This window comes from Sphingomonas sp. A2-49 (assembly GCF_025548555.1).
Taxonomy (GTDB): domain Bacteria; phylum Pseudomonadota; class Alphaproteobacteria; order Sphingomonadales; family Sphingomonadaceae; genus Sphingomonas.
In genome coordinates this window covers 52904-71352 of record NZ_JAJLPA010000019.1, presented here as the reverse complement: position 1 = coordinate 71352, position 18449 = coordinate 52904, and the positions used below count along the sequence as shown (strand labels likewise).

General features: G+C 69.1%; 26 protein-coding genes and 1 tRNA gene. 12 read left to right on the top strand and 15 right to left on the bottom strand.

What is annotated here, in order from left to right; all coding sequences use genetic code 11:
- From LPN01_RS14400 to LPN01_RS14370, 7 genes are all read left to right on the top strand, one after another.
- On the top strand, window positions 1–482 hold a 482-nt coding region (locus LPN01_RS14400; RefSeq protein WP_262829108.1), incomplete at its 5' end, for a gamma carbonic anhydrase family protein.
- An 87-nt stretch (window positions 483–569) separates the two neighbouring features.
- A complete protein-coding gene (locus tag LPN01_RS14395) occupies window positions 570–986 on the top strand; it encodes a cupin domain-containing protein (RefSeq protein WP_262829107.1) in 417 nt (138 codons plus the stop codon).
- 31 nt (window positions 987–1017) lie between these two features.
- On the top strand, window positions 1018–1371 hold the full coding sequence (locus LPN01_RS14390; RefSeq protein ID WP_262829106.1) for a hypothetical protein: 354 nt from the start codon (window positions 1018–1020) through the stop codon (window positions 1369–1371).
- Window positions 1372–1655: 284 nt separating this feature from the next.
- A complete protein-coding gene (locus LPN01_RS14385) occupies window positions 1656–1895 on the top strand; it encodes a hypothetical protein (RefSeq protein WP_262829105.1) in 240 nt (79 codons plus the stop codon).
- 426 nt (window positions 1896–2321) lie between these two features.
- Window positions 2322–2780: a DUF3617 domain-containing protein gene (locus LPN01_RS14380; protein ID WP_262829104.1), complete on the top strand. Its 459-nt coding sequence runs from the start codon at window positions 2322–2324 to the stop codon at window positions 2778–2780.
- A 36-nt stretch (window positions 2781–2816) separates the two neighbouring features.
- Complete coding sequence (locus LPN01_RS14375; protein ID WP_316748378.1) at window positions 2817–4130, top strand: amidohydrolase family protein; 1314 nt, start codon at window positions 2817–2819, stop codon at window positions 4128–4130.
- 120 nt (window positions 4131–4250) lie between these two features.
- On the top strand, window positions 4251–4760 hold the full coding sequence (locus LPN01_RS14370) for a GAF domain-containing protein (protein WP_262829103.1): 510 nt from the start codon (window positions 4251–4253) through the stop codon (window positions 4758–4760).
- Between the two features lie 18 nt (window positions 4761–4778).
- Here LPN01_RS14370 and LPN01_RS14365 read toward each other — a convergent pair whose 3' ends face one another.
- Both LPN01_RS14365 and LPN01_RS14360 read right to left on the bottom strand, forming a co-directional pair.
- Window positions 4779–5498, bottom strand: coding sequence for an N-acetylmuramoyl-L-alanine amidase (locus LPN01_RS14365; protein ID WP_262829102.1), 720 nt, complete (start codon window positions 5496–5498; stop codon window positions 4779–4781).
- Between the two features lie 2 nt (window positions 5499–5500).
- Window positions 5501–5695: a hypothetical protein gene (locus tag LPN01_RS14360; RefSeq protein WP_262829101.1), complete on the bottom strand. Its 195-nt coding sequence runs from the start codon at window positions 5693–5695 to the stop codon at window positions 5501–5503.
- Between the two features lie 344 nt (window positions 5696–6039).
- Here LPN01_RS14360 and LPN01_RS14355 point away from each other — a divergent pair, with 344 nt between their 5' ends.
- From LPN01_RS14355 to LPN01_RS14345, 3 genes are all read left to right on the top strand, one after another.
- Complete coding sequence (locus LPN01_RS14355) at window positions 6040–6204, top strand: hypothetical protein (RefSeq protein WP_262829100.1); 165 nt, start codon at window positions 6040–6042, stop codon at window positions 6202–6204.
- A 300-nt stretch (window positions 6205–6504) separates the two neighbouring features.
- Window positions 6505–6774 carry a hypothetical protein gene (locus tag LPN01_RS14350; protein ID WP_262829099.1) on the top strand — a complete coding sequence of 90 codons (270 nt, stop codon included), beginning with the start codon at window positions 6505–6507 and terminating at the stop codon, window positions 6772–6774.
- Window positions 6775–6877: 103 nt separating this feature from the next.
- Window positions 6878–7126 carry a hypothetical protein gene (locus tag LPN01_RS14345; protein ID WP_262829098.1) on the top strand — a complete coding sequence of 83 codons (249 nt, stop codon included), beginning with the start codon at window positions 6878–6880 and terminating at the stop codon, window positions 7124–7126.
- 505 nt (window positions 7127–7631) lie between these two features.
- Here LPN01_RS14345 and LPN01_RS14340 read toward each other — a convergent pair.
- From LPN01_RS14340 to folK, 3 genes are all read right to left on the bottom strand, one after another.
- Entirely contained in the window at window positions 7632–7793 is a 162-nt protein-coding gene (locus LPN01_RS14340; RefSeq protein ID WP_262829097.1) for a hypothetical protein, read from the bottom strand.
- A 140-nt stretch (window positions 7794–7933) separates the two neighbouring features.
- Window positions 7934–8009 (bottom strand) — tRNA-Lys (locus tag LPN01_RS14335).
- Between the two features lie 20 nt (window positions 8010–8029).
- Window positions 8030–8506, bottom strand: a complete 477-nt coding sequence (folK, locus tag LPN01_RS14330; protein WP_262829096.1) for a 2-amino-4-hydroxy-6-hydroxymethyldihydropteridine diphosphokinase — start codon at window positions 8504–8506, stop codon at window positions 8030–8032.
- Window positions 8507–8528: 22 nt separating this feature from the next.
- On the opposite strand from folK, the gene LPN01_RS14325 reads away from it, so the two are divergent.
- A complete protein-coding gene (locus tag LPN01_RS14325; RefSeq protein WP_262829095.1) occupies window positions 8529–9191 on the top strand; it encodes a uracil-DNA glycosylase in 663 nt (220 codons plus the stop codon).
- Here LPN01_RS14325 and aguB read toward each other — a convergent pair.
- The 5 genes from aguB to LPN01_RS14300 all read right to left on the bottom strand — a co-directional run bounded on the left by aguB (window position 9179) and on the right by LPN01_RS14300 (window position 14701).
- A complete protein-coding gene (gene aguB, locus LPN01_RS14320; RefSeq protein ID WP_262829094.1) occupies window positions 9179–10039 on the bottom strand; it encodes an N-carbamoylputrescine amidase in 861 nt (286 codons plus the stop codon). The two genes, LPN01_RS14325 and aguB, sit on opposite strands and share 13 nt — an antisense overlap.
- Before the next feature lie 269 nt (window positions 10040–10308).
- Window positions 10309–11280, bottom strand: coding sequence for an agmatine deiminase family protein (locus LPN01_RS14315; protein ID WP_262829093.1), 972 nt, complete (start codon window positions 11278–11280; stop codon window positions 10309–10311).
- Window positions 11277–12920, bottom strand: a complete 1644-nt coding sequence (locus LPN01_RS14310) for a M28 family metallopeptidase (protein WP_262829092.1) — start codon at window positions 12918–12920, stop codon at window positions 11277–11279. Before LPN01_RS14310 ends, LPN01_RS14315 begins: the two co-directional genes overlap by 4 nt.
- A 741-nt stretch (window positions 12921–13661) precedes the next feature.
- Complete coding sequence (rpsD, locus tag LPN01_RS14305; RefSeq protein ID WP_230631373.1) at window positions 13662–14276, bottom strand: 30S ribosomal protein S4; 615 nt, start codon at window positions 14274–14276, stop codon at window positions 13662–13664.
- Between the two features lie 188 nt (window positions 14277–14464).
- Entirely contained in the window at window positions 14465–14701 is a 237-nt protein-coding gene (locus LPN01_RS14300; protein WP_262829091.1) for a hypothetical protein, read from the bottom strand.
- A 110-nt stretch (window positions 14702–14811) separates the two neighbouring features.
- On the opposite strand from LPN01_RS14300, the gene LPN01_RS14295 reads away from it, so the two are divergent.
- Window positions 14812–15117: a chorismate mutase gene (locus LPN01_RS14295; RefSeq protein WP_262829090.1), complete on the top strand. Its 306-nt coding sequence runs from the start codon at window positions 14812–14814 to the stop codon at window positions 15115–15117.
- Here the strand turns inward: LPN01_RS14295 and LPN01_RS14290 are convergent.
- Genes LPN01_RS14290 through rpiB form a run of 5 tightly spaced genes read right to left on the bottom strand, consistent with a single transcriptional unit; the run spans window position 15087 to window position 18313 of the window.
- Complete coding sequence (locus LPN01_RS14290) at window positions 15087–15905, bottom strand: RNA methyltransferase (protein WP_262829089.1); 819 nt, start codon at window positions 15903–15905, stop codon at window positions 15087–15089. The two genes, LPN01_RS14295 and LPN01_RS14290, sit on opposite strands and share 31 nt — an antisense overlap.
- Window positions 15902–16378, bottom strand: coding sequence for a transcriptional regulator NrdR (gene nrdR / locus LPN01_RS14285; protein ID WP_262829088.1), 477 nt, complete (start codon window positions 16376–16378; stop codon window positions 15902–15904). The genes LPN01_RS14290 and nrdR overlap by 4 nt, the downstream gene beginning before the upstream one ends.
- Before the next feature lie 8 nt (window positions 16379–16386).
- Window positions 16387–16560, bottom strand: a complete 174-nt coding sequence (locus tag LPN01_RS14280; RefSeq protein WP_262829087.1) for a small multi-drug export protein — start codon at window positions 16558–16560, stop codon at window positions 16387–16389.
- Window positions 16561–16563: 3 nt separating this feature from the next.
- Window positions 16564–17874: a serine hydroxymethyltransferase gene (gene glyA / locus LPN01_RS14275; protein ID WP_262829086.1), complete on the bottom strand. Its 1311-nt coding sequence runs from the start codon at window positions 17872–17874 to the stop codon at window positions 16564–16566.
- 4 nt (window positions 17875–17878) lie between these two features.
- Window positions 17879–18313 (bottom strand): ribose 5-phosphate isomerase B, encoded by a 435-nt coding sequence (rpiB, locus tag LPN01_RS14270; protein ID WP_262829085.1) that lies wholly within the window; start codon window positions 18311–18313, stop codon window positions 17879–17881.
- Between the last annotated feature and the right edge of the window lie 136 nt (window positions 18314–18449).

The window sequence follows — 18449 nt, the reverse complement described above, 5'->3', positions numbered from 1 at the left end:
CCGACGCCTATATCGCCCCGGGCGCGCATGTGATCGGCGACGTCACGTTGGGGCCGCGCGCCTCGATATGGTTCGGCGCGGTGCTGCGCGGCGACACGGCGGCGATCGTCATCGGCCCGGAGAGCAACGTGCAGGACGGCGCGATGGTCCATGCCGATCCGGGCATGCCGACGACGATCGGCAGCGGCGTGACGATCGGTCATCACGCCATCGTCCACGGCGCCACCGTCGGCGACAACAGCCTGATCGGGATGGGCGCGACGATCCTCAACCGCGCGGTGATCGGCGCCGATTCGCTGGTCGGCGCGCATGCGCTGGTGACCGAGGGCAAGTGCTTTCCCGCGGGATCGCTGATCGTCGGTGCCCCGGCCCGCGTCCTGCGCGCGCTGACGGAGGCCGAGATCGCCGGCCTGCGCCTGTCGGCGGCGACCTATGTCGCCAATGCCCGTCGCTATGCGGATTCGCTGATGCCGCTGTCCTGACGCCGACGACCCGCGATCGCGATTCGCGGAACGCGAGCGCCTCCTCGTTCGTCGGGCCGTGCATCGATACATTCAGGAGTCCCGGATATGGCGATCTTCAACAAGGACATGATCGTCCTCGCAACGACCAACACGCTGTGGCAGAAAGAGGTCTATCGCGATCGCAAGGTCCAGATCGTGCTGATGAGCATCCCCGCGGGCGAAGAGATCGGCATGGAGACGCATCCTGCCGACCAGACGACCTTCGTCGTCGCGGGCGAGGCAAGGGTCGTCATCGACGGTCACTCCACCAAGGCCACGGCGAATCATCTGGTCGTCGTGCCCAAGGGCGCCGAGCACAATATCGTCAATACGGGGTCGGGCGACCTCAAGCTGTACTCGGTCTATGCGCCGCCCGCCGAGCCGGAGGGCGCAGCGTTCCGGACCAAGCAGGAGGCAGAGGCGGCGGAACAGGGCCTGCTCGCCAAGGTGGCCGAATCGGTGAAGGACGCGATCGGGCGGTGAGCGCGACCGGCCTGTCCGCGCCGCCACCGCTGTGACGCCGTCGCCGCCCGTCACGCCCGACGGCCGCTACCTGGTCGTCCGCGGGCGATTGTGGCGACGCGCCGATCCCGGATTGGCCGAATCGGTACGGCAGGAGCAGGTCGACCGGTTGATGGCCGCCCGCCGCGCCGTGCGCGCGGCGGGCGCGGCCAACGATCCGGCGGCCATGCGGGCGGCGCGGGCGCGCGTCGATGCGGCGAAGGTCGCGCTCGGCGAACGCGGCCCGGTCTGGTGGACGGATGGCGCCGCGGATCTCAACCGCCACCTCGCCCGCAACACGCCTTATGCCGACTGGTACGCGGGCCTCGACCCGCCCGACGCCGGTCGCGCTGCCGCCACCGCCTGACCGCAGGGTTCGGCCGTGCGGCACCAATGCGGGGACGCCCGACGGGCGGGACATCGCCGACCCGCATCGTGCCATCGCGGGTGTCGGGCCGCACCGCCCGGGCATAACATCTGTTCGTCCGACAGTTGTCACGGGTCAACAGGGGCGTAATCCTTGCCGGATGCTGCATTCTACTTGTCGACGTCATGGGCATGCTTGCCGCGCCCGGCCGAGTGCGACAGAAAACGCTCGCCATCCTTGATGCGATGCCCTATGCGGCACGCTCACCCTTTGGAAGGCCTTCCATGATCAGCAAGTATCTCGCAGCCGTCGCTGCAACCGCCCTCGTCGCCGCTCCGGTCGCCGCGGCGCCTGCCAACCCCGCCGCCAGCCTGTCGGTCGCCAAGTCGGTCCGCACCGGTTCGGCGTCGGCGAAGAAGAACGAGCTCGCCGGTGGCGGCGTCATCATCGCGCTGGTCGCGGCCGCTGCCGTGGTCGCCGGCATCGTGATCGTTGCCGACGACAACAACTCCGACAGCAACTAAGACCGGGCGCCGATCGGCCCGTCCCGTTCCCAAGACGCGGGGCCGATCGGCGGATCGAGCGCATGATGCGCGCAAAGGGGGCTTCGGCCCCCTTTGTCATGTCCGGGCTGCGCGCCGGGCGAACGGCCGGTCCGGGGATCGGGTGGGTCCGTCCGATTGTGCTTGCCCCGCCTGTCCGAAGCGGTCAGGCCTGCGCACGGTCACTACGGAGACCGGCGCCTCGTCCTACGGACAGCACCACAAGGCGGGGCGCCAATCCTGTACCGGCATGCGCGTGCACGCGGTCCGTCCGTCCACGCCGGGATCGACCACCCGCCGGTGCGTTGGCCGCTGACACCGCGGCAACCGGTTCGCGCGCGCACCCGAACGGCCTTCGGCGACCCGCGACGGCTTGCGTCGGGCGCGCGCAGCCCGCACGATGCGGCGATGCGCTGGCTTCCGATCCTCCTGTTCCTGCTGCCCTCGCCCGGCGTCGCCGCGGCGCAGGCGATCGCGCCGGGGCGCTGGGACGTCGTGTCGACCGCGGTCGACCTGACCATCCCCGGTGCGCCCGGCTTCCTGTTGCGGATGATGCGCGGACGATCGAAGACCGAGCGCAAATGCGTGGCCCCCGCCGACGCGCCGGCCGGCGTCGCCGCGCTGCTCGCCCCCGATCCGAAGGCCCGGTGCCGCATCGAATCGCAGCGGATCGCCGATGGCCGCTACACCCAGACGCTGAGCTGTCCGCAGAAGAAGGGCGACCCGATGTCGATCGTCCGCGCCGGCAGCTACGACGCCGATGGCTTTGCCGGACGACTGACGATGACGGGCCGAACGCCCAAGGGGGCGCTGGCGATCACGATCGACCAGAAGGCGAAGCATGTGGCGGGAGCCTGCCGCGGCTGACGCATGGGCGGGCGTGCAACGACAGGGGGCAAGCGAATGATGACGAAAGCATGGCTGATCGGGATAGCGGTGGCATCCACGCCGGCGGTGGCGCAGCAACAGCCCCCCGCGACGACCTATATCCAGGCGGGCAATGTGCTCGACCGCCCCGGCCGGCCACCGCGCGGACACACCACCATCGTCGTCCGCGACGGCAAGGTCGCCGAACTGCGCGACGGCTTCGTCGCGCCGGAGGCGGGTGCGACGCTCGTCGACCTGCGCGAAGCCTTCGTCCTGCCCGGGCTGGTCGACATGCACGTCCACCTGTGGGGCATCGGCGGCGACCCGCTGCGCGCGCGGCTGGAAGCGATGACCCGCGACCGCTTCGACGACGAGATGACCGCGGTCGCCAACGCCCGCACGACGCTCGCCGCCGGCTTCACCTCGGTGCGCGACCTGGGCGGCGACCCGCGCGGTATCCGGGCGCTGCGCGACGCGATCGACGCAGGGATCGTCGATGGTCCGACCATCACCAACGCGGGGGAGATGATTTCGGTCACCGGCGGCCATGGCGATGGCGGCAACGGCCTTGCCGAAACCTTCGCCGACGCGGTGCACGCCACCGAGATCAACCTGTGCGACGGCCCCGATTCGTGTCGTCGCGCGGTGCGGGCGCAGGTCGCGCTCGGCGCACGCGTCATCAAGTTCGCCGCGACCGGCGGCGTCCTGTCCAACGTCAGCGGCGGGCTGGGCCGTGCGATGACCCCCGACGAGATGCGCGCGATCGTCGAGACCGCGCACGCGCTCGGTCGCAAGGTCGCCGCGCACAGCCATGCGGCGGAGGGGACGAAGGCGGCGCTGGAGGCAGGCGTCGATTCGATCGAGCACGGCACGTTCCTGGACGACGACACGATCCGGCTGTTCAGGAGCACCGGCGCCTATCTGGTACCGACCGAGATCGCACCCGTTGCCGCGCTGGCGCAGGCGCGCGGCGGCGCGCTGCCGCCGGCGACGATCGCCAAGGCGGAAGCGGCGGCGGCGGCGATGGCGGCCAACCACCGCCGCGCCTATGCCGCGGGCGTGAAGGTCGCGTTCGGCACCGATACGGGCGTGTCCAGGCACGGCGACAATGCGACCGAATTCGCGCTGCTCGTCCGTAACGGGCTGACCCCGATGCAGGCGATCGCCGCAGCGACGGTCGCCGCCGCGGACCTGCTGGGTCGCGACGACATCGGCGTGCTCGCGCCCGGCAAGACGGCGGACATCATTGCGGTGGCGGGATCGCCGCTGGAGGACGTCACCCGGCTGGAACACGTCGCGTTCGTGATGCATCGCGGGCGGGTCGCCAAGGCGGTGTCGCCAGCCAAATAGCCGTCGCATTGGGTTTTTAGGTCCGGATCGAGACGATATCGTTTATCGTTTCGAAAGACCTTTGCTTTGCGTCCGGACCGGTTATGTCTCTGTTCCGCTTGATCGCGGGATGCATTACCGATGGGCATAACAATATACCAACCGTCATCGCTCCCCGCGAACGAGGCCGGAAGAGAAAAAGCGGTCGAGCGCTCCGGCTTCCTGACGATGATCCAGGATCCTGTACTCCAGTCGATTGCGTTGCAGGCGCGGCGGGAATGCGGGACGGCGATGGCTGCGATTTCGATCGTGTACAAGGACTGGCAATATCTCGTCGCGGCGGCCGGCCTGCCGACCGGGCCGTATAGTCGTCGCACATCTTTCTGCGGCCATGTCATCGTCGAGCCGGCAACCTTTTTTTGCGTGCCCGACGCGCATTCCGATCTTCGCTTCGCCAATAATCCGGCGGTTTCGGACGACCAGCTGCGTTTCTATGCTGGTGCACCATTGATGAGCGACGACGATTTCGCGCTTGGAGCGATCTGCGTTTTCGATCCGGCGGCGCGGCACGGATGTGGCGTGCAGGAGCGCGACAGGCTGATCGCCCTCGCCGCCCGCAGCATGGACTATGTGCGCGCCGCATTGCGCTGATGCGATCGGCGGCGGCGGCTAGGTTCCGCGGCCATAGGCCTTGGCCTCGCGCAGGATCGGATCGGCGATGGCGCGAGCGATCGCGTCCTGGCCGTCGTCGCCGAACAGACGCGCGGAATCGCGCGCATTGGTCAGGAATCCGCATTCGACCAGGATCGACGGCACGCCGGGCGCCTTCAGCAACGCGAAATTGGCCGACGAGGGGCGCTCGTCGGCGCGGTCGCGCCCGCCGATGCCGGCGCGGATCCGGAGCGCGATCGGGATCGCATAGTTGATCGACGCACGCTGTTGCAGGTTCGCCAGGATATAGGCGGTGTCGGCGTCCGCATCGAGCGATCGCGCGGCGAGCGCCATGCGCCCCGCGACGATCGCTTCGCCCGCCTCGTTGAGGACGAAGACCGATGCGCCGCTCGCATCCGCCGGCCCGCTGTCGGCATGGATCGACACCGCGAGGTTGGCCCGGCACGACTGGATGATCGAACGCCGCGCGACGAGGCTCAGGTAGCGGTCGTCGTTGCGCGTCAGCACGACCCGGACGTCGCCGCGCCGCGCGATCCGCGCCGCGACCCGCCGTGCGATGGCGAGGCTGGCCTCCTTTTCCGCGCGACCGGCGGATGTCGAAAAGGCGCCCCGGTCGCGCCCGCCGTGTCCCGGATCGACGACGACGGTGAACGTGCCCGGATCGGCGCTGCCGACGCAGCGGCCGACCGCGAGTGCCAGGGCCAGCGCCGCCGCCATGCTCAGGTCGACGGCCCCTGCCGCCCCGCCCGTCCGCCGGGAAACGCCGGCCGGCGCGCACCACATGCAGTGAATAGCCGGCGCGTGTGCAGCTCGGCGAGGTAGCGTTCGATCGCGCGGGTCGACACCCGATCGTCCAGGTAGAGCGCGATGCGCTGGGCAGCGGCGATCTCCCGCTGGATTTCACTGGTGTCCATGACTTCTCTCCGGCCCCCCGGAACGTTAACGCACTCTAAACCCGGCTGGTTAACAAAGTGTTAAGCGGCAGGGGCCGGCAGTGCGGACAAGGGCATGGCCCAAGCATAGGCAAAGCTGACCGGGCGTTCCGACGGACCGATCGCCGTCTTGCGCAAGTACAGGCGTGGCGGCGTCGGATCGAGGGCGCGACGCGATGACGGGCCCAATGGAGCACCCCGGGGGATGCGACGAACCGTTCGGCTGAATCACGGGGCAACCTGACTCATTCCGGTTTCATTCAACCGGGCGCTGGCACACGTCCTTCCCGGGCCGATGTATGGCCCGGCGGCGAAACGGGGTTCCGATGTACGTCACGAACGGGCTGCGCAAGGCGATCGTCGACGCCCGCGATCAGGCGGCGACGATGGCCGACGGGGTCGAAAAGGCCGAACTCGAGCTGTACCTGCTGCGGCTCGAGCATCGCCTCGCCCAGCGTCAGCGCGGGCCTGCCCATTTCCAGTACGCCTGACACCGTCCGACATTCCGGCCCGTCGGATCGCTTCGCACCGTCTCCGCACGCCCATCGGGGGACCGGTGCGCGGTGACGATGCCCTCTGCACGCGTCCCGGCATGCGCAGGACTTGCGGCCGTTCCGTCGATGGCGACGGATCGCCGGCACCGTCCACCGATCCGTGGCGTATCGCACCGAATGACGGCGAAAGCCGCGGCACGCCGGTACCGCTGCCAGGTGTATTATGCAAATGGCACACTTATCGCATGGCGTCCCGCGACCGCCGCCCATAACGGGCGGCGTATAGGGGAGACGATCATGCACCCAGGCTTAGCCATCATCGCCGCGACCGCCGTCGCGCTCGGCGCGACCAGGCCCGCACAGGCCCGCGAATCGCGCGAGGCACGGGGCTATGCCGCGTCGTTCCGTCCGGCGCACGGCGACTATTGCATACGCTTCTTCTCGGACACGCTCGAGTCATCGCGACCCGACGTCGCGGCACCGGCCTGCCACAGCCGCGCCCGCTGGGCGAAGCGCGGGGTGTTCATCACGCATCGACCGGCCGGCACGGCCCTCGCGACGCGCTGAGTCCGGGCGAAACCGCGCCTTGTCGCACATTGGTCAGGAACGATGTCGTGTCGCCCGCGTAATGGCTGACACGACCCGGTCGCTGGTCGTCAAAGGACAGAGAATGAAAATCAGCATGATCTTCGCCGCCATCGGCATGATGGCCGCGACCGTCGGCGCCGCGGGCACCGCGGACGCACAGCGTCGCGACCATGACCGCGGGGGGTACGACCAGCGTGACCATCGCGACGATCGCGGGCACCGCGGCTACCAGAACGCGCGGCACGATCGCGGTCGCCACTATGGCCGCGATCGCAACGACCATTGCCGCACGGTGATCCGCCATCAGCGTCGCGTCCGCGTCTGTCGTTGACGATCCGCGCCCGATCATCGATCGCCAGCGCCCACCCGGGCACGGCGACCGGTGGCCGGGGGCCATGCATCCGATCTGCGCCACCAAACACGATTGTCCCGTTTTCGGTCAGGTTTGCCAGCGCAGAGCGCGATGACGCCGACTCGACTCATCGCATCATCGTTGATTTGCACCGCCTCGTCGTCGCAAACTGCGCCTTCCTATGACGCAGCATACCTATCCCGTCCGCATATCCGATCTTCCGCGGGAACAGCGGCTTAGCGCGCTCTACCGGCGATCGGCGGAAGCACGCGCGCAATGGCAGGCGGTCCGCAACAAGCCCCGCTCGCTGTGGGAACGCCTCTTCGCCGATTGAGAGGCCGACGGTTTTTGCGGCGGTGCTCCGGACGCCCGTCGTCTCGCGTACGACGCCTGCGCAACGCCGGACGCACGGCCTGTCGAAACCAACAAATACCCGACGACTTATGCCGCCGGGTTGACCGATCCTGCCGCTCGTCGCCGTCAATCAGCCCGCCGGCTGCACCGATCCCGCAAAGGCGGCGCGCTCCACGGGGGTGAGCCCCGCCAGCCGTTCCTTCAGTTCGGCCGCCCGCACATCCGTCTTCGGCACGTGCTGCTCATCGGTCGAACGTGCAGCCCCGAACAGGCCCAGCTTCAAACGGCTCATACGATCCCCAGGTCGATGCCGCGGCATGGCTCGCCGCGCGCTTCCACCATAATTCCGATTCCGACCGGAGGTTCCCGCCACGGGCGACCGCGGCGCGCATCGTGGGCCCGTCGGGATGCGGTTCCGAGGGAAAGTGTCGATGGTGGGTCCGCCGGGGCTCGAACCCGGGACCTCTCGATTAAAAGTCGCTTGCTCTACCGACTGAGCTACGGACCCCCGCCATCGACCCGCGGCACCTAGGGGCGGGCGCGCGGTCGGTCAACCGCATGGGCCAATTGCCGGATCGTTCGCCCGCTCGCCGGGTCGCGCCACGCAGGCGCGATCGTGGCGAGGGGCAGCAGCACGAAGCCGCGATCGCGCAGCGCGACGTGCGGCACGGTCAGCCCGCGCTCCCTCCAGCACCCCAGCGACCACAGCAGGATATCGAGGTCGATCACCCGCGCGCCCCAGCGTCGCCCGCGGCGGCGGCCGAACGCCGCCTCGATCCGCTTGAGCCGCTTGAGCAACTGCGGCGGCGATTCGTCGCTTTCGATCAGGATCGCGGCATTGGCGAAGCGGCGGATCGATGGCCCGAGCGGTGCCGAGGCGACGATCGGCGACCATGCGACGACCGTTCCCACCGCGGCGATCGCGGCGCGGACCTCGTCCGCCGGTGCGCCATGCCGGCCGCGCCGGTTGGAACCGATTCCGATCGCATAGATTGCCCCCGTCATTGTGCGGCCCTAGGCGAAAAGCATGACGTCCGCACCCGTTCCGCTCGATACGATCGACCCGCCCCGCGACTGCCCGCGCTGTCCCCGCCTCGTCGCCGCGCGCGAGGCGCTGCGCCGGGACAATCCGACCTGGTGGAACGCGCCGGTGCCCGCGTTCGGCGATCCGGAGGCGTGGCTCGCGATCGTCGGCCTCGCGCCCGGCCTGCACGGCGCCAACCGCACCGGTCGGCCGTTCACCGGCGATCACAGCGGCGCGCTGCTGTTCGCCACGCTCGGCCGGTTCGGCCTGTGCACCGGCACCTATGCCAATCGCGCCAACGACGACGTCGCCCTGACCGGCGCGATGATCCTCAACGCGGTGAAATGCCTGCCGCCGCTCAACAAGCCGACGCCGGAGGAAATCCGCACCTGCCGCCCGTTCCTCGACGGCGAGATGGCTGCGCTGCCCAACCTGCGCGTCGTGGTGGCGCTGGGCCAGATCGCGCACCAGTCGGCGGTGAAGGTGCTCGGCGGCCGCCTGCCCAAGGCGCAGTTCGCGCATCTCGCCGAGCATCGCATGCCCGACGGCCGCGTGCTGATCGATAGCTACCACCCGTCGCGCTACAACCAGAACACCGGTCGCCTGAACGAAGATATGTTCGACGCGGTGTTCGCGCGCGCGCTGGAACTGCGTCAGATGTCCTGAACCAGCCGGCCGTACAGCTCCGGCCGGCGATCGCGGAAGAACCCGAAGGCGGCGCGGTGCCGGCGGATGCGGGCGAGGTCGAGCGTCGCGACGATCACGCCTTCCTCGTCCCGGCCCAGCTCGTCGAGCACGTCGCCGCGTTCGTCGGTGATGAAGCTGGTGCCGTAGAAGGTCTGGCCGTGTTCGGTGCCGATCCGGTTGGCGGCGACGACGGGCACGACGTTCGATACCGCATGGCCGACCATCGCGCGGCGCCACAGCCGTGCCGTGTCGAGCGAGGTATCGTGCGGCTCGCTGCCGATCGCGGTCGGATAGAACAGCAGCTCCGCCCCCATCAGCATCATCGCGCGCGCGGTCTCGGGATACCATTGGTCCCAGCAGACGCCGACGCCCAGCGTCCAGCCCGGCGCGGTCGGGGGCGCGGGCCACACCTTGAACCCGGTGTTGCCGGGGCGGAAATAGAATTTCTCCTCATATCCCGGCCCGTCGGGGATATGGCTCTTGCGATAGACGCCCTGCACCTCGCCGTCGGGGCCGATCATCGCGAGGCTGTTGTAATGATGCGGGCCGTCCGCTTCGAAGAAGCTGGTCGGGATCGTGACCTTCAGCGCCTCGGCGAGCGCCTGCATCGCCAGCACCGCCTTGTGCGCGCCGACGGGCGCGGCCTGCGCGAACAGCCCCTCGTCCTCGACCCGGCAGAAATACTCGCCCTCGAACAGTTCGGGCGGCAGGATCACCTGCGCCCCCCGCCCGGCCGCCTCGCGCACCAGGCGCGATACGTTGGCGATGTTCGCATCGATATCGCTCGAAAAGGCGAGCTGGAGCGCGGCGACGGTGATCTCGGTCATGCGCGCCACATAGGCACGCGCATGACCGTCGTCACCCCTTGCAGGACGCCGGCCGACAGGACGGGCCGCAAAGGTCCTGCCAAGGCACCGGCGTCGATCAGACGTCGATGATAGGCGCGCGGAGGCGGAGGACGCAGAGGGGTATCGATCGCCGCGCGGTTTACGCCCCCCTCGACCGGCAAGGGGGGGGCCGCTGACGCGGCGGTGATACACCTCCGCGCCTCCGCGCGCATAACGTCCTTCCCGCGGGCGTGCGGAAACGATCCGCCCTAGTCGCGTGCCGGGATCTGCTGGCTGATGCAGTGGAAGCTGCCGCCGCCGGTCAGGATGTGGTCGGCGCGCAGGCCGACCGCCTGCCGGTCCGGGAACAGTGCCTGGATCGCCGCCACGGCCGCGGCGTCGTTCTCGGCGCCATAGGTCGGCACCACCACGGCGGCGTTGCCGATATAGAAGTTCATGTAGCTCGCCGGCACGACCTCCTCGTCGCGCAGCACGCGGCCGGGGGACGGGATCGTCACCACCTCCAGCCCCGCCGCCTGCGCGTCGCGGGCGGCATGCTGATAGACCTGCCAGTTGGGGTCGTTTTCCGCCGCCTCCGGCAACGCGAGCCGCCCCTCGCCGACGAACCGCGCGAGATTGTCGACATGGCCGTCGGTGTGATCGTTGAGCAGCCCGTCGCCCAGCCACACCACCTGGGTAAAGCCCAGATCCTCGTGCAGCCGCGCCTCGATCTGCGCCTGGTCCAGCGTCGGGTTGCGATTGGGATTGAGCAGGCATTGCCGCGTGGTGACGACGATCCCGGTGCCGTCGCCGTCGATCGCGCCGCCTTCCAGCACCCAGTTGCAATAGCCGACCGGCTTGCCGCGCTGCTGCGCCAGCCGCAGCCCGATCGTGTCGTCGCCCGGCAGGTCGTATTTGCCGCCCCAGCCGTTGAAGCCGAAATCGCGCGCCTCGCCGTCGCCGAGCACGATCGGCCCGGTATCGCGCAGCCAGATGTCGCCGAACGGCTCGACCACCACCTCCGCGAACGGCGCCATCGCCGATGCCGCGCTGCCGGCTTCGGCATCGGCGCAGACGAGGATCACCGTTTCGCCGCGGCCCTCGGCATGGACCGCGCGGGCGAAGGCCACCACCTCGTCGCGCGCCGGGTCGAGGTCGTCCTGCCACAGCTCGGGATGGCTCGGGAAACCGATCCACACCGCCTTGTGCGGCGCCCATTCGGCGGGTGGAACGCGGCTCACTTGCCCGCTCCGGTCACGCTCGCGCGGCTCTTGTCGCGGATCGCGCGGAATTCGTCGCCGGGCGTCCAGTTGGGCCAGTCGCGCCCCTCCGCCAGATCGCGGCTGAGCATGTAATAGAGCGCGACGTCCTGCTGCACGCCGCTCCAGTCCCATGTCGGGTCGTATTCGTCGGAAGGCGCGTGATAGCGATGTTCCTCGTAATCCTTCGCTGCGGCGCGGCCCGCGGCGAGGCCGCCCTTCACCAGATCCTGCCCCGTCTCGAAATACACCATCGGCACGCCGTGCTTGGCGAGGCTGAAGTGATCCGACCGGTAATAGAAGCCCTTTTCCGGCGTCGGTTCGGGCGTCGCATGGCGACCCTGCCGCTTCAGCGCGGCGGCCAGATAGCCATCGAGCTGCGACTTGCCGGGACCGATGACGATCACGTCGCGCGCCGGACCGTACATGGCGAGCGCGTCCATGTTGGCGCCTCCGACCGTCCTGGCCAGCGGATAGACCGGATTGTCGCCGTAATAGGCCGAACCGAGCAGCCCCGATTCCTCCGCGGTCAGCGCGACGAACACCATCGACCGGCGCGCCGCCCCCGCCTTCGCATTCGCTTCCGCCAGCGCGACCAGCGCCGCGGTCCCGTCGGCATTGTCGACCGCGCCGTTGCAGATGCCGTCCCCGGCCACCGGCGTGCAACGGCCCAGGTGATCCCAATGCGCCGACAGCAGCACATATTCGTCCGGCGCCTCGCGGCCGGGCAGGATGCCGACGACGTTGTGCGACACCTGTTTCGCGATCCGGTTGTCGAACGCCACCGACGCCTTCACCCCCAGCGGCACGGCCCTGAACCCCTTGACCTTCGCCGCGGCGGCGAGGCTGTCGAAATCCTTGCCCGCGCTCGCGAACAGCGCCCGCGCCTTGTCGAGCTGGATCCAGCCGTGCGCGGCGGTATCGTTCCTATGGCCGTCGGCGGCGTCGGCGACGTGCGCGGCGCCGGTGTTGCTCGACTGGACGACGTTCCAGCCATAGGCGGCGGGTTCGGTCTGGTGGACGATCAGCACCGCAGCCGCGCCCTGCCGCGCCGCTTCCTCGTATTTGTACGTCCAGCGCCCGTAATAGGTCATCGCGCGACCGTTGAACGGCCCGGTCAGCCCCAGCGTCTGCCAGTCGGGATCGTTGATGAGGACGATCACCGTCTTGCCCTTCACGTCGAGCTCGGCATAGTCGTTCCACCCCTTTTCGGGCGCGACGATGCCGTATCCGGCAAAGACGACGTCGCTGTCCGTCACCGCGCTGTGCGGGGTGACGCGATAGGTGCCGACGACCATGTCGGGGCCATAGGCGAGGGACAGCGGCGTCCGGCCGCCGGTGATCGTCAGCGGCGTGACGTTGCTCGCGGTGATCTCGACCAGCGGTACGTCCTGCAACCACCGCCCCTTGTTACCGGGCTTCAGCCCCGCGCGTTCGAACTGCTGCTGGAGGTAGGCGAGCGTCTTCTGCTCGCCCGCGCTGCCGGGCGCGCGCCCCTCGAACGCGTCGGACGACAGCGTCTTCGTCACCGTCTTCAGCGTGTCGACGGAGATCTGCGGCGCGCTCTGTGCCGATGCCATGGCAGGCGCGGCGAGCAGGGCGGGGATAAGAAGGCGACGCATCGGATACTCCGCATGGGATGGGCAGCGTTGCGGGCCTTTTGCCGCCGGGCTGTCGCCTTGTCCACGCTTGCTCTGTGCGGCTGGCGGGAAGGCGGGAGGTTTCGCGCGCAGAGGCGCGGAGGACGCAGAGCATGACGTGCCTATCGCCGGAGGCGCATCACCACTGTTCGCGACTCACCCGGATCGCCCGTGCGGAACGCCCTCACCCTTCTCGGCGCGAAATCAGAATCACGCGAAGACGCAAAGACGCGAAGAGGACCCCGCACATGACGACGGCTAAGCGCGCCCTCGCCGCAACCTCCTCGCAGCTTCGCGCCTTCGCGCCTTCGCGCGATCCCCCCCTTCTCGGCGTCGAGATCGGCACCAGCTCGCCTGCGTGGCATCGCCGATGACCGGAACCCGCACGGATCGCCCGGACGGGACACCCTCCGCGTCCTCCGCGCCTCCGCGCGAAACAGGAATCTCGCGAAGCCGCGAAGACGCGAAGAGGGCCGAGCGGATGCCGACGGGTAAGCACGCCCTCGCCGCAACACCTTCGCGTCTTCGCGCCTTCGCGCGAAACAAAATCATGCGACGACGCAGAGGCGCCGAAAGGGAGAACGAGGGCCACGCGCGTGAGGACGAACGCGCCCCCCGTCGACGCGATGCCTCCGCGCGATCCGAGCAGGCGGCGCGGCAAACGAAAAGGGCGGCCCCGCAGGACCGCCCCTTCCACATTCGAAAACGGAGAAAGACCCGAAATCAGCGCGAGTAGAACTCGACGACCAGGTTCGGCTCCATCTTCACCGGATAGGGCACCTCGTCGAGCGTCGGTACGCGGACGAAGGTGATCTTGGCATTGCCGTCGGGCGCGACGTAATCGGGAATCTCGCGCTCGGCGAGGTTCTGCGCCTCGAGCACCAGCGCCATTTCCTTGGCCTTGGTACCCAGCGTGATCTCGTCGCCGACGAAGCAGCGGCGCGACGCGATGTTGCACTTGACGCCGTTGACGCGGATGTGGCCGTGGCTGACGATCTGGCGCGCGGCGAAGATCGTCGGCGCGAACTTGGCGCGATAGACGATCATGTCGAGGCGCTGCTCGAGCAGGCCGATCAGGTTCTGGCTGGTGTCGCCCTTCATCCGTGCGGCCTCGTGGTAGCAGGCGCGGAACTGCTTCTCGGTGACGTCGCCGTAATAGCCCTTGAGCTTCTGCTTGGCGCGCAGCTGGATGCCGAAGTCCGACACCTTGCCCTTGCGACGCTGGCCGTGCTGGCCCGGGCCGTATTCGCGCTTGTTGACCGGCGACTTCGGCCGGCCCCAGATGTTCTCGCCGAGACGACGGTCGAGCTTGTGCTTGGCGCTATGGCGCTTCGACATGATATTTCCTTGGCAACTGTAACGACGTGATCCCGCGCGCCAGGCTGGAAGCCTGCGGCCCGCGGGGCTGGCCCCGGTCTCGCTCCGCTGGCCCGGGACACGCGTCCGGGGGGCAGGCCCACCGCTTCACCGGGATGCGGGGGCTGTTGCGAAGGCGCGCGCTTAGCGGCGTCGCCGGGAAAGGTCAATCAGTTCCGAGGCAGGCTGCCGCGCCGGGCGCCCTGCATCGCATCGACGCTGCCCGCATTGGCTGCATCGATTGCCGCCCATTCGGCCCGGCTATGGCAGACCCGCTGCTGCAGCGTCGATCCGGTCGGCACCTCGCGCCGGCAGACCGGCTTGTCGGCCTTCGGAACGGCGGGGCTTGGGGTTGCCGATGCCTGGGGCACGGCGGCGAGAAGCAGGGACAGCAGCGATACGATCATGGGGCACGGCATCCTGACAGGTAAGGCAGGATAGATGACGCATCTTTATCGCGAAGGAAAGTCCCGGCGCCGTCGCTCGACATCGTTTCCCGGACCGTTAAGGAAGCGCCATGGCTACCGACATCCTGCCCGGCCCCGCATGTTCCAGCATGGCGGAGGTGCGCGCCGGCGTGGACGCGCTCGATCGCGAGCTCGTCGCGCTGCTCGCCCGCCGCTTCGCCTACATGGACGCCGCCGCCCGCATCAAGCCGACCCGCGGCCGCGTCCGCGACGAGGATCGCAAGGCTCAGGTGATCGCCAACGCCCGGGCCGAGGCGGAACGGCTCGGCCTGCCGGGCGATGCGATCGCGGATCTGTGGGAGCGCCTCGTCGAGGCGTCGATCGCCTACGAACTCGCGGCGTTCGACGCACGCTGATCCACCGGCGCCGCCGCATCGGGGCCGTCGGCCGAACCCTGCGCCGCGACCCGCCGCGCCTTGGCGCCGTCCAGCGCCGACAGAACGCCGCGCATCGTCCGCACCTCCTGCGTCGACCAGCCCGGCTTGGTCAGCAGCGTGCGCAGCGTCCGCCGCGTCGTCACCACCCGTTCGGGCGGGAAGAAGAAATTGGCCCGCTCCAGCATCGCGTCGAGCTGCAGGATCATCCCCTCCAGATCCTCGTGCGCCGCCGCGGGCTCGATCGGGGTGATCGGGGGCTGCGCGAGCCCCTGCCCCTTCGACCATTCGTAGGCGACGAGGATCACCGCCTGCGCGAGGTTGAGGCTGCCGAATTCGGGATTGATCGGCACCGTCAGGATGGTGCGCGCGAGCGCGACATCGTCGGTTTCGAGGCCCGAGCGTTCCGGTCCGAACAGGATGGCCGAGCGGTCGGTCGCGGCATGGATCGCCCGCGCCGCCTCTTCGGGCGTCACCACCGGCTTGGTCACGCCGCGCTTGCGGACGGTGGTGGCATAGACGTGCGCGCAATCGGCCACCGCGTCCGCGACGCTGTCGAACACGCGCGCGCGCTCCAGCACGACATCGGCGCCGCTCGCCGCCGGGCCCGCCATCGGGTTGGGCCAGCCGTCGCGCGGGGCGACCAGCCGCATGTCGGTGAGCCCGAAGTTGAGCATGGCGCGCGCCGCCTTGCCGATATTCTCGCCGAGTTGCGGCCGGACGAGCACGATCGCCGGCTTCGCCGCCTCGGGCGTGGAGGCCCCGGTCATTCCGCGCGCCCCGCCTGTTCGACGGTGCCGGCGAATTCCTCGAAGTCGCGCGCCTCGCTGAAGTCGCGATAGACGCTGGCGAAGCGGATATAGGCGACCGAGTCGAGGCCCTTCAGCCCGTCCATCACCATCTCGCCGATCCGCTTCGACGACACCTCGCTGTCGCCCTGCGTTTCCAGCTGGCGCTGGATCCCGCTGACCAGCTTTTCGATCCTGACCGGCTCGATCGGCCGCTTGCGCGTCGCGATCGACACCGATCGCAACAGCTTTTCGCGATCGAACGCCTCGCGCCGCACCCCGCCGGCGGCGGTCGACTTCATCACCCACAGGTCGCGCAGCTGGATGCGTTCGAACGTGGTGAAGCGCGCCGCACAGCCTTCGCACTGGCGGCGTCGACGGATCGCCGCCCCGTCTTCCGTGGGGCGGCTGTCCTTCACCTGGCTGTCGTCATGGCCGCAGAACGGGCATCGCATTCAGGCGGTCAATCCTTGCGCTTGGCGTAGGCGACGCCGGCACCGACCAGCGCACCGAGCACCGGACCGACGAACGGGATGGGGATCGCCACGACCGCGCCGATCGCGCCGTATTTGGCCATCTTCTTGCCAAGGCCGGGGGTGTTCCGGACGGTGGCCTGGACCTCTTCGATCTTCGACATGACTTATCCTTGATAGATGGGGAAACGGGCGCACAGGGCGCGCACGCGGGTCCGAACGCTCGCCTCGACGTCCGGGTCCCCGTGCTCGCCCTTCTTGGCGAGGCCGTCGAGCACGTCGGCGACCATATGGCCGATCTCGCGGAACTCGGCCGGGCCGAAGCCGCGGGTGGTGCCGGCGGGCGATCCCACCCGGATGCCGCTGGTCTTGACCGGGGGCAGCGGATCGTTGGGAATGCCGTTCTTGTTGCAGGTGATGCCGGCGCGCTCCAGCGCCTCGTCCGCATCGCGGCCGGTGACGCCCAGCGGGGTGAGGTCGATCAGCGCCAGATGCGTGTCGGTGCCGCCCGACACGACGTCGGACCCGCGCTCCTTCAACGTCGCGGCGAGCACCTTGGCGTTCTCCACCACTGCGGCGATGTAGCTCTTGTAGCCCGGCTGCAACGCCTCGCCGAACGCGACCGCCTTGGCGGCGATGACGTGCATCAGCGGGCCGCCCTGCAATCCCGGGAACACCGCGGAATTGAACTTCTTCGCCAGCGCCTCGTCGTCGGTGAGGATCATGCCGCCGCGCGGACCGCGCAGCGTCTTGTGCGTCGTCGTGGTGACGACATGCGCATGGCCGAACGGCGTCGGGTGCAGTCCCGCCGCGACGATGCCGGCGAAATGCGCCATGTCGACCATGAAATAGGCGCCGACCTTGTCCGCGATGGCGCGGAAGCGGGCGAAGTCGATGACGCGCGGATAGGCGCTGCCGCCGGCGATGATGAGCTTCGGCCGGTGCTCGACCGCCAGCGCCTCGACCTGGTCGTAATCGATCAGGTGCGTCGTGGCATCGACGCCATATTGGATCGCGTTGAACCACTTGCCCGACATCGCCGCGCGCGCGCCGTGCGTCAGGTGGCCACCCGCATCGAGGCTCATGCCCAGGATCGTCTCGCCCGGCTTGACCAGCGCCAGCATGACCGCGCCGTTCGCCTGCGCGCCCGAATGCGGCTGGACGTTGGCGAAGCCGCAGCCGAAGATCCGCTTGGCGCGCTCGATTGCCAGCGTCTCGACCTCGTCGGACGGCGCGCAGCCCTGATAATAGCGCTTGCCCGGATAGCCCTCGGCATATTTGTTGGTGAAGACCGACCCCTGCGCCTCGAGCACCGCCTTGGACACGATGTTCTCGGACGCGATCAGTTCGATCTGCGTCTGTTCGCGTTCCAGTTCGTGCGCGATCCCGGCGAAGATGGCGGGATCGGCCTCGGCAAGGCCCTGGCTGAAGAAGCCGTCGGGGCGGATATCGCTGAAATCGTTGGGCTGGGTGCTCATGGGGTCAGTCCTTATCCGACAGTTTGTCGACACGGTGCTGGTGACGGCCGCCCTCGAACGGGGTGGCGAGGAAGGCTTCGAGACAGGCCTTGGCGAGATCGGGGCCGATCAGCCGCGCGCCCATCGCGACGACGTTGGCATCGTTGTGCGCCCTCGCCAGCGTCGCCGACAGCGGCTCCGACACCAGCGCGCAGCGGCAGGCGCGGTTGCGGTTGACCGCGATCGAGATGCCGATCCCCGATCCGCACAGCGCGACGCCGACATCGGCATCCCCGCCCGCGATCGCATCGGCCAGTTTGTAGCCGAAATCGGGGTAGTCGACCCGCGCGTCGCTGTCCGGGCCCAGATCGGTGACGTCGTGACCGAGCGTTACGGCATGCGCGACCAGCAGCGCCTTCAGCGCGACGGCAGCGTGATCGGAAGCAAAGGCGATGCGCACGGCAAATGTCCCGGAACGGTGAAAGGCGGGTCCCGCGCGCCTTAGCCGGGGATGCCGAAGAATGCCACAGTCGAGCGGAACGCGATGTGCGCTTCGCGCGCTTGGAACCCGTGCACCTGCGCACCCGGGATACCGA